The 14,838-nt window shown below is 63.4% G+C and carries 13 protein-coding genes; 6 read left to right on the top strand and 7 right to left on the bottom strand.

Annotated elements, in window-relative coordinates; genetic code table 11:
* Positions 1 to 71 precede the first annotated feature (71 nt).
* From GMST_RS12300 to GMST_RS12280, 5 genes are all read right to left on the bottom strand, one after another.
* A complete protein-coding gene (locus tag GMST_RS12300; protein WP_183354963.1) occupies positions 72 to 1,625 on the bottom strand; it encodes a sensor histidine kinase in 1,554 nt (517 codons plus the stop codon).
* 140 nt (positions 1,626 to 1,765) lie between these two features.
* A complete protein-coding gene (locus tag GMST_RS12295) occupies positions 1,766 to 3,343 on the bottom strand; it encodes an HD domain-containing phosphohydrolase (protein ID WP_246399517.1) in 1,578 nt (525 codons plus the stop codon).
* Between the two features lie 307 nt (positions 3,344 to 3,650).
* Positions 3,651 to 4,112, bottom strand: coding sequence for a hypothetical protein (locus GMST_RS12290; RefSeq protein ID WP_183354961.1), 462 nt, complete (start codon positions 4,110 to 4,112; stop codon positions 3,651 to 3,653).
* Between the two features lie 138 nt (positions 4,113 to 4,250).
* Positions 4,251 to 4,784 carry a glycine zipper family protein gene (locus GMST_RS12285; protein ID WP_183354960.1) on the bottom strand — a complete coding sequence of 178 codons (534 nt, stop codon included), beginning with the start codon at positions 4,782 to 4,784 and terminating at the stop codon, positions 4,251 to 4,253.
* A 4-nt stretch (positions 4,785 to 4,788) separates the two neighbouring features.
* Entirely contained in the window at positions 4,789 to 5,184 is a 396-nt protein-coding gene (locus GMST_RS12280; protein WP_183354959.1) for a hypothetical protein, read from the bottom strand.
* 468 nt (positions 5,185 to 5,652) lie between these two features.
* On the opposite strand from GMST_RS12280, the gene GMST_RS12275 reads away from it, so the two are divergent.
* On the top strand, positions 5,653 to 5,856 hold the full coding sequence (locus GMST_RS12275) for a GSU3473 family protein (RefSeq protein ID WP_183354958.1): 204 nt from the start codon (positions 5,653 to 5,655) through the stop codon (positions 5,854 to 5,856).
* A gap of 27 nt (positions 5,857 to 5,883) precedes the next feature.
* On the opposite strand, the gene GMST_RS12270 is transcribed toward GMST_RS12275, so the two are convergent.
* Positions 5,884 to 8,436: a PAS domain S-box protein gene (locus GMST_RS12270; RefSeq protein ID WP_183354957.1), complete on the bottom strand. Its 2,553-nt coding sequence runs from the start codon at positions 8,434 to 8,436 to the stop codon at positions 5,884 to 5,886.
* Between the two features lie 475 nt (positions 8,437 to 8,911).
* On the opposite strand from GMST_RS12270, the gene GMST_RS12265 reads away from it, so the two are divergent.
* The 4 genes from GMST_RS12265 (at position 8,912) to GMST_RS12250 (ending at position 13,126) form a co-directional block, all read left to right on the top strand.
* Positions 8,912 to 10,210 carry an L-lactate MFS transporter gene (locus tag GMST_RS12265; RefSeq protein WP_183354956.1) on the top strand — a complete coding sequence of 433 codons (1,299 nt, stop codon included), beginning with the start codon at positions 8,912 to 8,914 and terminating at the stop codon, positions 10,208 to 10,210.
* A gap of 220 nt (positions 10,211 to 10,430) precedes the next feature.
* Positions 10,431 to 11,576 carry a pilus assembly protein TadG-related protein gene (locus GMST_RS12260; RefSeq protein WP_183354955.1) on the top strand — a complete coding sequence of 382 codons (1,146 nt, stop codon included), beginning with the start codon at positions 10,431 to 10,433 and terminating at the stop codon, positions 11,574 to 11,576.
* 573 nt (positions 11,577 to 12,149) lie between these two features.
* Positions 12,150 to 12,536 carry a DUF309 domain-containing protein gene (locus GMST_RS12255; protein ID WP_183354954.1) on the top strand — a complete coding sequence of 129 codons (387 nt, stop codon included), beginning with the start codon at positions 12,150 to 12,152 and terminating at the stop codon, positions 12,534 to 12,536.
* Positions 12,537 to 12,583: 47 nt separating this feature from the next.
* Positions 12,584 to 13,126 (top strand): nitroreductase family protein, encoded by a 543-nt coding sequence (locus tag GMST_RS12250; protein ID WP_183354953.1) that lies wholly within the window; start codon positions 12,584 to 12,586, stop codon positions 13,124 to 13,126.
* A gap of 173 nt (positions 13,127 to 13,299) precedes the next feature.
* On the opposite strand, the gene GMST_RS12245 is transcribed toward GMST_RS12250, so the two are convergent.
* Entirely contained in the window at positions 13,300 to 13,992 is a 693-nt protein-coding gene (locus GMST_RS12245) for a carbonic anhydrase (RefSeq protein WP_183354952.1), read from the bottom strand.
* A gap of 407 nt (positions 13,993 to 14,399) precedes the next feature.
* On the opposite strand from GMST_RS12245, the gene GMST_RS12240 reads away from it, so the two are divergent.
* Positions 14,400 to 14,837, top strand: a complete 438-nt coding sequence (locus tag GMST_RS12240; RefSeq protein WP_183354951.1) for a DMT family transporter — start codon at positions 14,400 to 14,402, stop codon at positions 14,835 to 14,837.
* Position 14,838 lies beyond the last annotated feature (1 nt).

Genomic DNA, 14,838 nt, shown 5'->3' with positions numbered 1-14,838 from the left:
GGCTAGTTCAGGCACCCTGTCACGCAGCAGAAAAAAGCCGGCGCTCTGGGGAGCTGCCGGCTTTTTCACCTCTACGCCGCCTCTTTGGGGAGCGCGAACCAGAAGCTCGCACCCCCTTCCAGCGACCCCTCGGCCCAGACCCGGCCGCCGTGGCGCAGGATGATGCGCTGCACGTTCGCCAGACCCACCCCGGTCCCCTCGAACTCCTCGTTGGAGTGCAGGCGCTGGAACAGGCTGAACAGCTTGTTCACGTACCTGATGTCGAACCCCACCCCGTTGTCCTTCACGAAGAACAGAACCTCAGTGGGCTGCTCCATCCACCCCACCTCGATTCGGGCCAGGTCCCGCGGCCGGGTGAACTTCACCGCGTTGGAAAGGAGGTTCACCATCACCTGGCGCAGCATCGCGGCGTCGCCGGTGACCGTGGGGAGCTGCGCGATCTCCCACTGGATCGACCGGTTCCCGGCATCTTCGCTGAGCTCCTTCACGATGTCGCGCACCAGCTTGTCGAAATCGACCTGGATCTTCATCAGGTCGGCGCGCCCCATACGCGAGAAGGAGAGCAGGTCGTCGATCAGGTTTCCCATGCGCTGGGCCGCCTGGGTGATCACCTGCAGGTAGTGCTTGCTCTTGTCGTCCAGAGCGCTTATGTCCCGCGAGTTCAAGAGGTCCACGAAGCCGATGATGTGCCGCAGCGGCGCGCGCAGGTCGTGGGACACCGAATAGCTGAAGGCCTCCAGTTCCCTGTTGGTGGCGGCCAGGGCGGCCACCTGCCGGCGCAGCGCCTCGTTCAGCTCGACGATCTTCGCGTCGCTTTGCTTTTGTACCGTGATGTCGCGGATCACCGCGAAGGCCCAGGTTCCTTCCGGGGTCTCTATCGGGTTCAGCATGATGTCCACCGGGATCTCCCGGCCGTCGCTGCTTCTGCCGTAGAGCTCCAACCCGATCCCCATCTTCCGGGCGCGCGGGTCGGCGAAGTAGTTCTTGCGGTGCTGCCGGTGCCGTTTCTGGTAGCGCTCCGGCAGGAGCATCTCGACCCTCTTGCCGATCATCTCCTCGCGCATGTAGCCAAAAAGCGCCTCGGTCTGCTGGTTCACCTTGCGGATCTGGCCGTGGCTGTCGACCACCACCACCGCATCGGGTGCGCTCTCGAAGAGCCGCTCGAACATGTTGCGGCTTTTCACCAGGGCCTCGTCCGCACTGCGCCGCTCGGTGGCGTCCCGGGTCAGCTTGCCGAACCCCACCAGCACCCCGTCCCCGTCGTGCAGCGCGGTTATGGTCGCCGCGGCCCAGAAACGGCTGCCGTCCTTGCGTAGCCGCCACCCCTCCTGGGTCACGCTCCCAAGCGACCGGGCAATCTCCAGCTCGCGCTGGGGGAGGCCGTTTTTCACGTCCTCTTTCGTGTAGAAAACCGAGAAGTGCCGTCCGATGATCTCGGAGGTGCGGTACCCCTTCAAGCGCTCCGCACCCGTGTTCCAGGAGAGGATGTACCCCTTGGGGTCCATGATGAAGATGGCGTAGTCCTTGACCTGCTCCACCATCTGCAGGAACTGGTCTGCGCCTACCGGGGCCCGCGTGGCAGCCTGCTCCGCGCCTGCTTGCTTGTTGTCGTCCGATTTAGCCATAGCGTCCACCGTTTTCCTTGGAACCGGCAGAACTCCGTATCCCAACGGTTAGCTGCCGGAAACTCTTCTCTCATTATATAGATTCCCAAGCGGCAAGACAAAGGGGAGGGCGGGGATGAGGGGAGGGGGCGGGGCAGGGATCATTCCTTATCCGGCAGGCGCTCCTGTTCCAGCTTCCGGTTGTAGCGCTCGAGCGCTGCGACCACCCGCGGATCGAACTGGCTCCCCGCGTGGGAGCGCAGCTCGGCCAGGGCCTCGGAGCTCTGGGCGGCGCCGCGGTAGGGGCGGTTGGAGATCATCGCATCGAAGGCGTCGGCCACAGCGATCACCCGGGCCTCCAGCGGGATCTCCTCCCCCTTGAGCCCCTTGGGGTAACCGGTGCCGTCGAACCATTCGTGGTGGTGCAGGATGCCGGGGAGCACCTCGCGCAGTCGCTCGATCGGCTCCAGGATCGCCACCCCGACCTCGGGGTGCAGCCGCATCGGGACGAACTCGCTGTCCGACAGCGGCGCCTTGATGTCCAAGAGCGAGTCGATCACCCCGATCTTCCCGATGTCGTGCAAAAGCGCCCCCAGCCGCACCCGCTCGGTGAGCGCCTCGTCGAGCTTCAATTCGTTTGCCAGGGCGACCGAGAGGTGCATGACCCGCTCCGAGTGCCCCCAGGTCCAGGGGCTCTTGGCGTCGATCGCGTTGGTGAGGCTCGCCACCGTGCTGATGAAGAGCTCGCGCAGCTCCTCGTAGAGCTTGGCGTTCTCCAGGGCCACCGCCACCTGCGCCGCGATCTTCTCGATGGCGAAGATGTCCTCGGCGCTGAACCTCCCCGCCTCTGCGCGCCCCAAGAGCAGGACCCCCTTGGGGGTCTCCTTGCTGATCAGGGGGATGGCCAGAAGCGACACGAGCCCCGCCCGGCTTAAGGCCAGGTCGGCCGGCCACCGTCCCGGGATCTCGTCGAGCGCCGTCGCCTGCTGGTTCTCGCCGCTTTGGAAGGCCGCCTCCGCCACGCTGCGCCCCAAAAGGCGGTTTCCCGGCTGGAAACTCTCCGGGACCCGCACGCCGGTACCCCGGCTGACCTGCACGATGAGGGACCCCTTCACCTGGCCCAGGACGCTTATGAAGTTGGTGCGGATGATCCAGCCGATCCGCTCCACTGCGGTCTCCAGGATCTGGTCGTGGCTCAAGGACGAGGAGATCGACTTGTTGATCTCGTCCAGGGCGAAGATCACGTCCGAGCGCCTGGCCATGGTGACCGACATCTCCAGCGAGTCGTTGAAAAGGCTGATGTGGCTCGCCAGCAAAGTGGCGTGGGAGACCATGAGCTTGGTGAGTTCGATATCGTTGCCGGTAAAGGGAGGATCCCCGGCGCGTCGGGCCACGAAGGCGACCCCTTCCACCTGGTTGCGCACCAGCATCGGCACCGCCACCAGGCTGTAGCCGTGCAGGAGCTGGCGCAACTCGGCCGGCAGCAGCGGCAAGACGCTGCGCTCGGAGATCAGGAGGTACTTTCTCTTCACGAGCAGGTTCTTGAGGACCGGGATCTGCTGGGCGGGGACCGGGAGTTGGCGCACCTGTTCCAGCTGCCGCGCGGAGAGGCCGCTGCTGCGCACCGGGTCGAAGCCGGTACGCTCCTGGTCCCTGAAATAGACCGCCGCCCAGCGCGCGTGCAGCGACTTCTTCAGCAGCACCGCAAGCCCCTGCAGTACTTCGTCCTCGACCGTCATACTGGTGAGGCTCTCGACGCCTTGCTGATATGCTCCGAATTCTCCGATCATACCCGTTAGTTTATCACAATCTGAGTTCAGGAAGTTCTTTCGACAGCATCTTTGGGGTGTGCTGTGTCAGCGGTTGTCGGAAGGCGTGCCATGGGGGAGGGAGTTAAGACAGAGGTTGCTAATCTAAAGACTGCAGCAGCGAATAGAGTCTGGGGCTTGAGAGTCTTCTTTATACGGCCGGTTGGCGCTGTGCCTGCGGGGAGGGGGAGTGGCAGCGGCCTTAAGGCAAAGAGCCGCTGCCCGCCGTTGCGCCCCCTCAGGGGACCGTCGACTCGAAGGACTGCATCCAGCGCATGCCGCCGGCGCCCCCTTTCCGTTCCCGGTCGCCGCCGTCGCTGCCCCGGTACTGGTAGGTGAAGCGCAGTTTGGTTCCCGGCGGGGCCGGTTTGGGGAGCTTCACGCTGAACGGGGCCGCCTCGTCCTGATCGAGCTGCCGGGGGATCACGAAGCTCGCCGAGCGCGCCACTTCCTTGCCGGCCGGGTCCAGGATCGCCACCCAGATCTCCAGGTCGTACATGTAGGCCCAGCGGACGTTGCGGGCGATCCCCTCGACGACGCTATGGTCGTCGACGGCGCGGGTGGCCCAGGCAAGCTGCAGGTCGAACTGGTTATAGTGGCCGGGGAGGCTCGCCATGCGCTGACGGCTCACGTCCGGGTAGTTCGCGGTGGCGCACCCCCCCAAGAGTACTGCCATGATGATCGCTACGCTTATTCTCATTATGGTGCTCCTTGTTGTTGGCTCACCTCATTGTAGTAAGGGGCGGGCCAAAGGACAACGCGCTTTCTGAAACGACAAACCCCTCCGCATGATGGTCGGAGGGGTTTGCTGTCGCTGCCGGAAGTGTTCAAGTTGTAGCTACGGCTCGAGGTAGTCCGGCGGTACGCTGTTGTAGCTCGGCGGCGGAGGGGGGGGAGTCGCCCGGCGCTGGCGGTACTCCCTGCGCACGGTCCCCGGCACCTGGTTTCCCTTGGCGTACATGCACTGCAGGTAGCTGTTGTCGTAGATGCGCTGGGCCTGGTAGCCGTAGGCCTGACCGGCGTCGGCGCCGCTCACGCTCCCCAATAACAGCCCGCTGCCGGCCCCGATGGCGGCGCCGGCCCCCGCGTTACCCGAGGCCGCGCCGAGCATCGCCCCGACTCCGGCCCCCAGCACGGTCCCCACCGCGGCACCCTGCGCCACGCTCTGGTCGTGCTGCTCCTGGGGTGAGATCCCCAGGCGCTGCTCCGCCCACATGCGGCACTCGGCGTCCTCCTGCATGAACACCTCGAACGGCTTGCCGGGAGTCGGCAGCACCATGACACTCGGCCCGCTCGGCATGGTGGCGCATCCCGCGATGAGCAGCGCCCCCAGGCTTGCCGCGACCAGCGTTTTCCGGGTTCCCTTTCTCATGACGTCATTCCTCCATGTCGCTGTCGTCCTCAGGCGCCGCCTCGGGCTTCGGGGGGCTTACCTGCGGCAGCACCTTTTTCCAACCGCCCGGGCAGCTCTTCACGTACGGGTAATAGGTCTTCGACTCGCTGCAGTAGTACCAGTACTTCTGCTCGGACTGCGGCGGAGCCGGGGTCTGCTGGTAGATGTACTCCTGCGGCTGCTGCTGGATCACCACCGGAGGGGAGGGGGGATAGTAGGGGTACGGGTAGCTGTAGTAGGGGCCCCCCCAGCCCGGTCCCCAACCCGGTCCCCAGACAGGGCCGATCCAGACGCTCCCCCGGACATGGGCCTGGCTCGGCACGCTGAAGCCCAGCACCAGGACTGCTACCGTAAAAAGTAACGAGATCGATCTTCTCATAAGCTACCTCCCCTTCGTGCCGGGATCGGGTGCGCGAACCCGCCCAACGTGTCAGGATCATTACGGGTCTATTCTTGGCTCAAAACCGTGCCGCGTCAAGCCAAAATGCTCTATCTTCCCCCAGTTTCAGGCTCATCCTAGCACGGCATTGTGGATGAATTGTGCACCAAGTGAGGAAAAATCCGACAGCTTGCCAGTGCTCGTGACGCTATTTGAGCGGGAAGCGGCGTTCTCCTTGTCTCTTGATCGGTCCCCGGAGCTCCCGACGCTCAGTCGGCCGGCTTCCGCGGACCCCTCTGCCAGGATCGGGGAAAGCCTCCTCGGGAGATACTGTCTTAACCGCAGCACCGACACTAAGGGGCTTCGCCACTGTGCCTGTCCCGGCTTTTCTCGACGGGGCGTTGCCATCTCTTGAGGGAATGCTAGAATCCTCTAATTGTTTTGGCGCCAGCTCTCAAGGAGGAGTCCATGAAGATTGCAGTGGTGTTTGCGGATCAGCACAGGGGGTTTGTGAGGGCGGAGGAGCTTCAGGAACTTATCCAAAAGGCGGCCATCGTCTCGTTTCGGCGCAGCGACGGCGAAAACGTGCAGCTCGGCTCGGGGCGGGTGCGCGGCATGGGGGGGAGGACCTACCGCGGCCCGGAACGCCGGGGCAATGTCCTATTTTGCTGAGAAGGGAGCGGGGGGATTCCCCAGGACTTAGGGCTGGGCCGGCAGCCTGACCGTGAAGGTGGTGCCGCGCCCCGGCTCCGAGTCGTACTCCAGCCGCCCGCTGTGGTCCTTCACGATCGAACAGCAGATCGAGAGCCCCAGCCCGGTCCCGCCGCTGTCGAGCTTCGTGGTGAAGAAGGGCTCCATGATCCGGCTCCCGTCGTCCCGGGTGATGCCGCACCCCTCGTCGCGCACCGTTATGATCACCTCGCCCCTGGCCTCGTCGTAGCCGGTAGCGAGCCAGATCCCGCGCCCCTTCTCCGGCAGGGCATGGCAGGCGTTGGTCAAAAGGTTGATGATCACCTGCCCGAGCTGCTGCACGTTCCCCTTCACCCGGGGGAGCTTCTGCGCCAGGTCCACGTGGAAGTTGCTGGTGAACTTGACCAGTTCGTGGTGCAAAAGCGTCACCGCGGAGGTGGCCACCTTGTTCAGGTCCACCTCCACCTCCTGCACGGTGCGCTCCTGCCGGGCGAACCCCTTCAGGTTGTTGATGATGGCATCGATCCTCAAGGTGCCGTCGATGATCCCCTCGAAGAGCTCCCCCGAATGGGCGTCAAGCTCCGAGAAGGGGATCCCCCCCAGGAGGAACTCCCCGTTTTCCCGCTGGTATTCCCGCAGAAATTTCAGGGCGTCCTGCCAGGCGCGCGAGAGCACCCGCGCGTTCGCCATGATGAAGTTGTTCGGGTTGTTGATCTCGTGGGCCACCCCGGAGACCAGGAGCCCAAGCGAGGTCATCTTGTTGGCCTGGATCAGCTTGGACTGGATGTTGCGCGCCTCGCGCTCCATGCGGATGCGCTCGGTCACGTCCCGGAAGGTGCAGTAGACCACCTGGGAGCCCATGAGGGTGAGGATCTTGCCGCGCATGGTCACGATGATCTCCGAGCCGTCCTTGCGCCGGCAGACCGCGTTGTCCAAAAGCGAGGAGCGCTCGATGCTCGTGCCGATGATGGTGCCGCAGAACATCGGGAAGTCCTCGGGGCGGCAGATCGCCTCCAGCCCCTGCGCGGCGAGTTCCTCCTTGTCGTAGCCAAAGACCCGCTCCGCCTTGTTGTTCAGGTCCAGGATGTCGCAGCTGCCGCAGGCGAAGAAGACGATGGCGTCCTCGGTCTGGTCGAAGACCTGCCTGAAGAGCTCCTCGCTTTTTCTGAGCGCCTCCTCGGCCTTTTTCTTCTCGCTTACGTCCCTGAAGCTCCAGACCCGCCCCACCACGTGCTGGTCCAGGATCTGCGGCAGCGAAGAGCACTCGAAGACCCGTCCGTCCTTGAGCCGGATGTCGCGGCTGGCGGACTGCTCCGGGCGGCTGTAGAGCTCTTCGAGCTGCGCCTGAAAGTCCCCGGGCTCTTTGAGCTGGGCGAAGATCCGGGCCAAAAGCGTCTCGCGGTCCCCGGCGGTTACCAGCTCGCGCGGCAGCTGCCAGAGTTTCAGGAAGTTGTCGTTGCAGGTGCGCACCCGGTAGGAGAGGTCTACGGCGAGGATGCCGTCCGCGGTCGATTCCAGGGTGGCGCGCTGCAGCGAGAGCGATTCGAGCAGCACCTGTTCGGCCTTCTTGCGGTCGCTTATGTCGCGCATGATAAGCAGGTAGCCACCCCCAGCCGTCTTGATGGCGCTGATGGAGACCTCGAGGGTGATCGGCGTGCCGTTGCAGCGCCTGCCGGAGATCTCCCGGTACACCGGGGCCCGCTCCTGCGCCTGGGCCGCCTCGAGGAGCGTGGCGAGCCCTGCCGCGCCTTCGGTGAAAAGCGCCGCCGCTGGAGTCCCCGTGAGCGCCGCAGCGCCGCAGCCGAAGATCCGCTCGGCGGCGGGGTTGAAGGAGAGGATCCTCCCCCTGGCGTCTAGCGAGACGATGGCGTCGTTGACCTGGTCGTGGATCGCGCTGGCTCTGACCCGGTCCGACTGGGCCACCTTCTGGAGCGGCCGGATCACGAAGAGCCAGAGCAGGGGGGCGATCACCACGGTGTTCAGGAAGGCGTCCACGATGCGCGCCCCGGAGGCGGGGAGCCCGAAGCTGTGCGAGAGCACCAGTTCCTGTACCAGGTCGACCAGGAAGATCAGCACGAGCAGCAGCACGTACAGGCGCAAGGGGATCACCAGGAGGTCGGTGAACGGCACCCGGCGGGGCTGGGACTTGCGGAACAAAAGCCACCAAAGCGGCGGCGCGCTGAAAAGCGTGGAGAGGCAGGCGTCGGCCAGGTCGAGCGCCTGGTGGTCCGAGGTGGGCATCACCCGGGGGAGCAGCAGGGTGACCAAAAGCTCGATGACGAAGATCCCGATGAGGACCAGGGCGAGGTGGATGGTGAAGCTGCGGCCCCGGGCGGCGAACTCCTCGGCGAAGTGCTTCCGGCAGACCGCCCAAAGCGGTGGGGCGCAGAAGACGATCAAAAGCCCCGCGTCGATGAACCCGGTCTTCAGGGTCTCCAGTCCGCCCAGAAGGGTGTTCAAGAGCTCGTTGACCGCGAGCTCGGTGGCGAAGATCGCCAGCAGCATGAGGATGAAAAGCCCCATGGAGCGGTCAACGTGTCTGGTGCTGGCGAAGTTTGGCATGTCGGCGACCTCGGGTGCACCCCTCCGGGGGGGCTGCCGCACCGGTCGGTCTGCGTGGCAGGGACCGGATCGGGGGCTTGTTTCGCCGCGTAAGATACTAAAGGGGAGGCGAGATAGCAATCGGTAATATCGCTTGTGCCGATCCGCTCGTGCGGCTGCGGCGTTTTTCAGATTTGCAAAAAGGGTTCTGGGGCTTTCGCATTTCTGCAAAAGGACCCTTATGGCCGGTTAATCTTGTCCAAGGCGCTGAAATTACGTGCTATCGCCCCGGTCTCCCGCTCTCCCTCTTCTCAAACCTTTTTGCCCAACTGCAAAAAGTGCCGGTTGGCGCTCTGCGATCCCCGAAAAGCGATCCGGCGCCAAGTAGGTGTAAAACCGCATAAAAATGCCGAAAACAAAAATTTAGAACATTGGTATGCATGTTGCTAAAGCCTTGTGCATCGCGTCACAATCACAAAGCGGAGGTATAAACAACATGTCTACGTCATCTAACAAGGGCTGGCAGGTAGTCATCGCTGGTACCGGTATCAACCTGGCGCTCGGGGTGTTGTATGCCTGGAGCATCTTCAAGGGCGCAATCCAGGCCTCCATCAAGGCGGGCGGTCCGGACGCCTTCCAGTGGAGCATGTCCTCGGTGAACGATCCCTACGCGGTTTGCTGCCTCGCCTTCGCCTTCTCCATGATCGTCGCCGGCAAGTGCCAGGACAAGATCGGTCCGGCGCGCACCGCCCTGATCGGCGGCGTCCTGGTCGGCGCCGGCTTCACCCTCATGTCCTACTCCAACAGCTACGCCGCCTGGGTCCTGGGCTTCGGGCTGCTGGCCGGCTCCGGCTTCGGCTTCGGCTACTCGGCTGCCACCCCGCCGGCACTTAAGTGGTTCTCCTCCAAGAAGACCGGCCTCATCGCGGGTATCGTCGTGGCCGGCTTCGGTCTGGCCCCGGTCTACATCGCACCGCTCTCGAGCTACCTCCTGGGGATCTACGGCATCCAGAAATCCATGCTGATCCTCGCCGCCGGCTTCGCGGTCATCGTCTGCGGCCTCTCCTTCGCGCTGGTGAACCCGCCCAAGGGCTTCGTCCCCGCCGAGCCGGCCGTGAAAGACGACGGCAAGCCGGCCCCGGCCAAGAAATCCGTGTACGACGCAAACGTAGGCGAGATGCTCCGTTCGCCCAAGTTCTACCTCTTGTGGTTTACCTTCTTTATCGGCGCCGGCGCGGGCCTCATGGTGATCGGTTCGGTCGCCGGCCTCGCCAAGCACTCCATGGGGAGCATGGCCTTCGTCGCCGTCGCCATCATGGCTATCGGCAACGCCTCGGGCCGCGTCATTGCCGGCGTACTCTCCGACAAGATCGGCCGCCGCGCCACCCTCACCATCATGCTCGCCTTCCAGGCCATCCTGATGTTCGCCGCCATCCCCGTGGTCGGCTCGGAGAGCGCAGTGCTGCTGGTCCTGCTCGCCTCCCTGATCGGCTTCAACTACGGCTCGAACCTGACCCTGTTCCCCTCCTTCGCCAAGGACTACTGGGGCTTCAAGAACTACGGCCTCAACTACGGCGTGCTCTTCAGCGCCTGGGGCGTGGGCGGTTTCGTGATGGGGCGCCTCTCCGAGATGCTGAACGCCCAGCCCGGCGGTCTCAACAAGTCCTTCATCCTCTCCGGCACCCTCTTGGCCTCCGGCGTGATCCTCACCTTCTTCCTGCGTGAGAAGAAGGCGGTTGCCGTGGAAGCTACCGTGCCTGCCGGCGAACTGGCGGTGGAGAAGGTCTCCGCATAGCTCTCTGGCCAGAAGCCTCGGCCACGGAGGCGTTGGCAGGGCACTTAAGGAGTCGGAGGCACTCTTTACTACCTCCGCAAGAACCTCCGGATCCCTTCGAACCGCTCAACTGTCTTAGTCTTCGTGGTTACACAAAAAAGGGTCATGCAAATTGTGCATGGCCCTTTTTTTAGTATTAGTGTAAGTATGCGTTACCAGTCACGGCCACAGAGGAGTCGCCATGGATACCACCTACGTCACCATCATGCTGATCGTCTTTCTGGTTCTCACGGGACTTGCCATCGACATAGGCTATCTGTATGTGAGCGAGGAGGATCTGCAAAGTGCCGCCGAAACCGCAGCGCTCGCCGGGACCCAGTCCATCAAGAACCGGATCCTCATGCAGGTGCAGCAGGATCCCCGGCAGATCCCGGCAGCGGTCGAGGACCCGGTGCAGGCGCAGGCGCGCAGCGTGGCGGTGGAGGCGGTTTCCGGCAAGCACACCTCGGTCGCCCTGGTGGGGCTTGCCAACAACAACGGCAACGCCCTGAGCGCCGACAACGACGTCACCGTCGGTTTCTGGAACGTAAGCAGCCAAAGCTACACCCCCGGCGGCACGCCGGTGAACGCCATGCAGGTGCGCACCCGGCGCACCGCCGAGAGCAGCTCGGTGGGGCTCGGCTCCCTGGGCGACTTCCTCGCCAAGATAACCGGCACCGAAACCTTCGGCTCAACCCCGGTCGCCATCGCCTCCATCGCGGCGCGTACCCGCGCGAACCTCGCCCTTTGCAGCGTTGACTGCGATCCCGCCTGCGTCTATCCCGAGGTCTGCGCCGTTAAGGAGCGCCACATGGAGCGCGCCTCGCGAAGCCCCGGGCAACCCCCCGCCAACAACCGCTACCTGTTCACCTCGCTGTCGCACCCGGTCACCGTCACCAACACCATGAGCGACCTGGTCTGCGGCGAGGCTCCCGGCCAGGAGGTCTGCGGGCGCCCCATCTACACCTCGGCAGGTTCCGACGACATCCTGCGCGACATCCGGGCGATGATGTACAACCCCAAGTTCGACCGCTCCAACAAGGAGTACGACAAAAACGGCCGGCTCGTCGGGTGGTGGGTGCTCGCCCCGGTGGTAGACTGCAGCACGGCGAGTTCCGGCGCGACCTTCGAGACGCACCCGGTCACCCAGTACTCCCTGGTGCGCATCACCCGGATCTGCACCAGCGGCCCCGCCGGATGCCAGCAGCAGGACGCTCCGCGCGAGACCCCGGCTCTTGCCTGCGCCGCCGGAGAGAGCGGCCTCTTCCTCGACCGCATCTCCTGCGTGGGGTGCGGCAGCAAGAACCTGCAGCGCTTGCCCGCCCTGCACCCGGTCCTGGTCAAGTAGCGGGGGCAGCAGCGGCCCAAAAAAACGGAAGGCTGATCCGCAACACTGCGGTCAGCCTTCGATACCAACAACCAGAACCGTCTTGCGGTCCGGGAATGCGGGGGAAGGTGCCAGGCAACCTTCCCGGGTACTCCTATTCAGTTGTGGTACAGCCCCCCCTCATAACATCGCACGACATTAGATGACATCACATAGCAGCTGCATGCACTTCATAAAAAGAGAAAGCATCACATCACATGGCATAACAGGTACGGCATCGGATAACATTGCATTCATAAAAAACAAATTCAGTCTGGCAATCGCCAGTTAAAAACAGTTGGAATCCCTGCTGCAGGAGTAGCGGTCAGCTTCTCCTTCTTTAGAAGACGATTCCTCAATCTCCCTTTGTCAGTGATCGTTTCGAAGATGAATCTGCATAATCTTCGCCAAGATGTCGTATACGATACGAAACCTTGCCAGGCGCGGTTCTATGTCATTTGTGGTTGACTTGCAAACCGAATTTTGATTTGGTCAAATGACTACATGCCGCGATAAGACGCTGTCATTAGACGGTCGCCAACGGGAAGGGGACGCATGAGGCAAGAGGTCGGGGGCCAGGGGCAGGAACTGGACCGTGCGGTCCGGGAGTTCAACCGTCGGGAGTGGTTCGAGTGCCACGAGACCCTCGAGGAACTCTGGATCGGGGCGAGCGGAGAGCGGCGCGATTTCTACCAGGGGTTTTTGCAACTGGCCGTCGCCCTGCACCACTGGCGCAACGGTAACTTCAAGGGTGCGCTCATCCTGCTGCGCGGCGGTTGCGGCCTGTTGAGCCGGGTGGCCGACGTCTTGGAGGGGGTGGACGTCGCGGGGCTCATCGTCGCCGCAGGCCTGCTCGAGGCAGAGCTCGCCGTCCTCGGGGAGGAGCGCATGGCCGAGGTTCCGGAACGGCTCATCTTCAAGGCGCACCGGCACAGCTCCTAAGGGGCTCGCGCGGGGTGCATCGCAATTCAGCTAAAGGAGAACATGACATGATCGAAATCGTGCGTGCACGTCGCAGTATCAGATCCTTCACCCAGGAGCCGGTGAGCCCCGAGCAGGTCGCCCTTTTGGCCGAGACCCTGCTGCGTGCCCCCACCTCCCGCAACCTCAAACCGTGGTCCTTCGTTGTGGTGGACGACCGGGAGCAGCTGGAGAAGCTTTCCCGGGCCAAGGAGCACGGCTCCGCCTTCCTGAAGGGGGCGCCCTTAGGGATCGTGGTCTTGGCCGACCCGGCCCGCTGCGACGTCTGGGTAGAGGACTGCTCCATCGCGGCGATCCTGGTGCAGATGGTGGCGCAGTCCTTGGGGCTGGGGAGCTGCTGGATCCAGATCCGCGAGCGCCGGCACGATGCCGCTTCCAGTGCCGAGGAGCAGGTGCGCCAGGTGCTGGACGTTCCCGAGGGGCTCAAGGTGGCCTGCATCATCGCGGTCGGCCACCCGGCCGAGAAGCGCACCCCGGTACCCGCCTCCGGGCTCGATTACGGCAAGCTGCGGCACAATACCTACAAGGAACAATTGACAATTGACAATTGACGGCTGTGGTTGTTGTTGAACTAGCGGCTGGGGCTGCGGGGGAGTGCGGCTGCGGTGCCGGCGAAAAAAAGACCAAGGGGGTGGAGCTCTCCCCTTGGTCTTTGTATTTTCTCCGGGCCTGTGGTTCCTTAACCTCGTTAACGTCCCTGTGGTTCCTTAAGTCCTTCCTGTAGCTACTTCAGCAGGGAGACCGTCCCGTCGTCCAGGTCGTACTTGGCCGCCACCACCTTGATCTTGCCCGATTTCAGCTCTTCGGCGAGCAGCTTTGAGCGCCTGGTGAGGCTTGCCGCCACCAGCTTCGCGTTGACGTCCACCGCGCACTCCACCACCTCTTCGGCAGGCTTTCCTTTGGCAATCTTCTTGGCCTCTTTGGCGGCGGGTTCGATCGCCTTCACGATCGCGCCGAGGTTTCCTTCCGGTTTCCCCTTGGCGTTGACCGTCGCGGTCACCGCGCCGCAGCGCTCGTGGCCCAAAACCATGATGAGGTGCGAACCCAGGTGCTCCGCGGCGTACTCGATGCTCCCGAGCACGACGGGATCAGCCACGTTGCCGGCGACCCTGATGACGAAGATCTCGCCCAGGGCCTGGTCGAAGATCAGTTCGGGCGGAACCCTCGAATCCGAGCAGGAAAGGATGATGGCAAAGGGGTGCTGCGACTTGGCGAGTTTGCCGCGAGCCGTGGCGTCGCACATGGACGTGGAATTCATCTTGGCTTCCACGAAGCGTTTGTTGCCGTCGATCAGTTTCTGCAGTGCTTCGTCCGCGCCCACTCCGGCCGTACCCGCCGATGCGAAGGCGAGGCCTACTGATGCTGCCAGAGTTGCCACCGCGATTGCCAACTTGCCCGCCAGGTTCCTGCTCTTCATGTAGACTCCTCCTGTGAGATCCGGGTCTCGCCCGGAAAATAACGTTCCCGCCGGGTATCCATTTTCCCGGTGCCGGAACGGTTGTCAGCTTTTGTAATGCGGCATTGTATCCTGAAATAGTGCTCCTGCCAATATCATAGGACGTTTCGGCGGGAGCTGTCGCTGTCTCAAAGGAAATCTTCACCCAGTAGCGCAGGTTCAGTCGGGAATTCCTGGGGGTAAGTAGCAGGGCAAAGCCATCACGCCCAACCGATGTTCTTGCGAGCCTTCGTCGTCCCTGCTATCTTTGTCGTCCATATCAAGTATCAGGCATTTGGGGATACGTTTTTATCCCGTTCATCCCATGTATCCCTGTTATCGATTTATCCTGTTATCCGTTTATCTCTGCACCCCCGAAGGAGCGATCCATGACCAACCTCGTACTCTTGGTATTGATGTTTTGCGGCGGCATTGCCATCGCCGTGCAGCCCTCGATAAACGCGCGCCTGGCGCAGAAGGTCGGCGCCCTGGAAAGCTCCTGCATCTCCTTTGCGGTGGGGACCCTGGTTCTCATCGCGGTAGTTCTCAGCGCCGGCAAGGGGAACCTGAGAGCCGCCGCCGGCACCAACTGGTGGGAGTGGACCGGCGGGGCCTTCGGCGCCTTCTTCGTCACCATGACCATCTTCGTGGTGCCGCGCGTCGGTACCGCCGCCGCCATGTCCGTGGTCATCGCCGCCCAACTCACCACCGGCGTGCTCCTCGATCACTACGGCGCCTTCGGCCTGCGCCACGTCCCCTTCGACCTCAAGCGCCTCCTCGGCTGCCTGTTCCTCTTCGCCGGCGCCACCCTCATCGCCCGCCGCTGAA

This window comes from Geomonas silvestris, assembly GCF_014193515.1.
GTDB lineage: Bacteria > Desulfobacterota > Desulfuromonadia > Geobacterales > Geobacteraceae > Geomonas > Geomonas silvestris.
The sequence above is the reverse complement of the archived record's forward strand: the minus strand, read 5'-3'. Positions and strand labels throughout refer to the sequence as shown.

Bases quoted from the DNA above. Each gene is read 5' to 3' on its own strand.
- GMST_RS12300 (WP_183354963.1), bottom strand. From the start codon at position 1,625: ATGGCTAAATCGGACGACAACAAGCAAGCAGGCGCGGAGCAGGCTGCC.
- GMST_RS12295 (WP_246399517.1), bottom strand. From the start codon at position 3,343: ATGACGGTCGAGGACGAAGTACTGCAGGGGCTTGCGGTGCTGCTGAAG.
- GMST_RS12290 (WP_183354961.1), bottom strand. From the start codon at position 4,112: ATGAGAATAAGCGTAGCGATCATCATGGCAGTACTCTTGGGGGGGTGC.
- GMST_RS12285 (WP_183354960.1), bottom strand. From the start codon at position 4,784: ATGAGAAAGGGAACCCGGAAAACGCTGGTCGCGGCAAGCCTGGGGGCG.
- GMST_RS12280 (WP_183354959.1), bottom strand. From the start codon at position 5,184: ATGAGAAGATCGATCTCGTTACTTTTTACGGTAGCAGTCCTGGTGCTG.
- GMST_RS12275 (WP_183354958.1), top strand. From the start codon at position 5,653: ATGAAGATTGCAGTGGTGTTTGCGGATCAGCACAGGGGGTTTGTGAGG.
- GMST_RS12270 (WP_183354957.1), bottom strand. From the start codon at position 8,436: ATGCCAAACTTCGCCAGCACCAGACACGTTGACCGCTCCATGGGGCTT.
- GMST_RS12265 (WP_183354956.1), top strand. From the start codon at position 8,912: ATGTCTACGTCATCTAACAAGGGCTGGCAGGTAGTCATCGCTGGTACC.
- GMST_RS12260 (WP_183354955.1), top strand. From the start codon at position 10,431: ATGGATACCACCTACGTCACCATCATGCTGATCGTCTTTCTGGTTCTC.
- GMST_RS12255 (WP_183354954.1), top strand. From the start codon at position 12,150: ATGAGGCAAGAGGTCGGGGGCCAGGGGCAGGAACTGGACCGTGCGGTC.
- GMST_RS12250 (WP_183354953.1), top strand. From the start codon at position 12,584: ATGATCGAAATCGTGCGTGCACGTCGCAGTATCAGATCCTTCACCCAG.
- GMST_RS12245 (WP_183354952.1), bottom strand. From the start codon at position 13,992: ATGAAGAGCAGGAACCTGGCGGGCAAGTTGGCAATCGCGGTGGCAACT.
- GMST_RS12240 (WP_183354951.1), top strand. From the start codon at position 14,400: ATGACCAACCTCGTACTCTTGGTATTGATGTTTTGCGGCGGCATTGCC.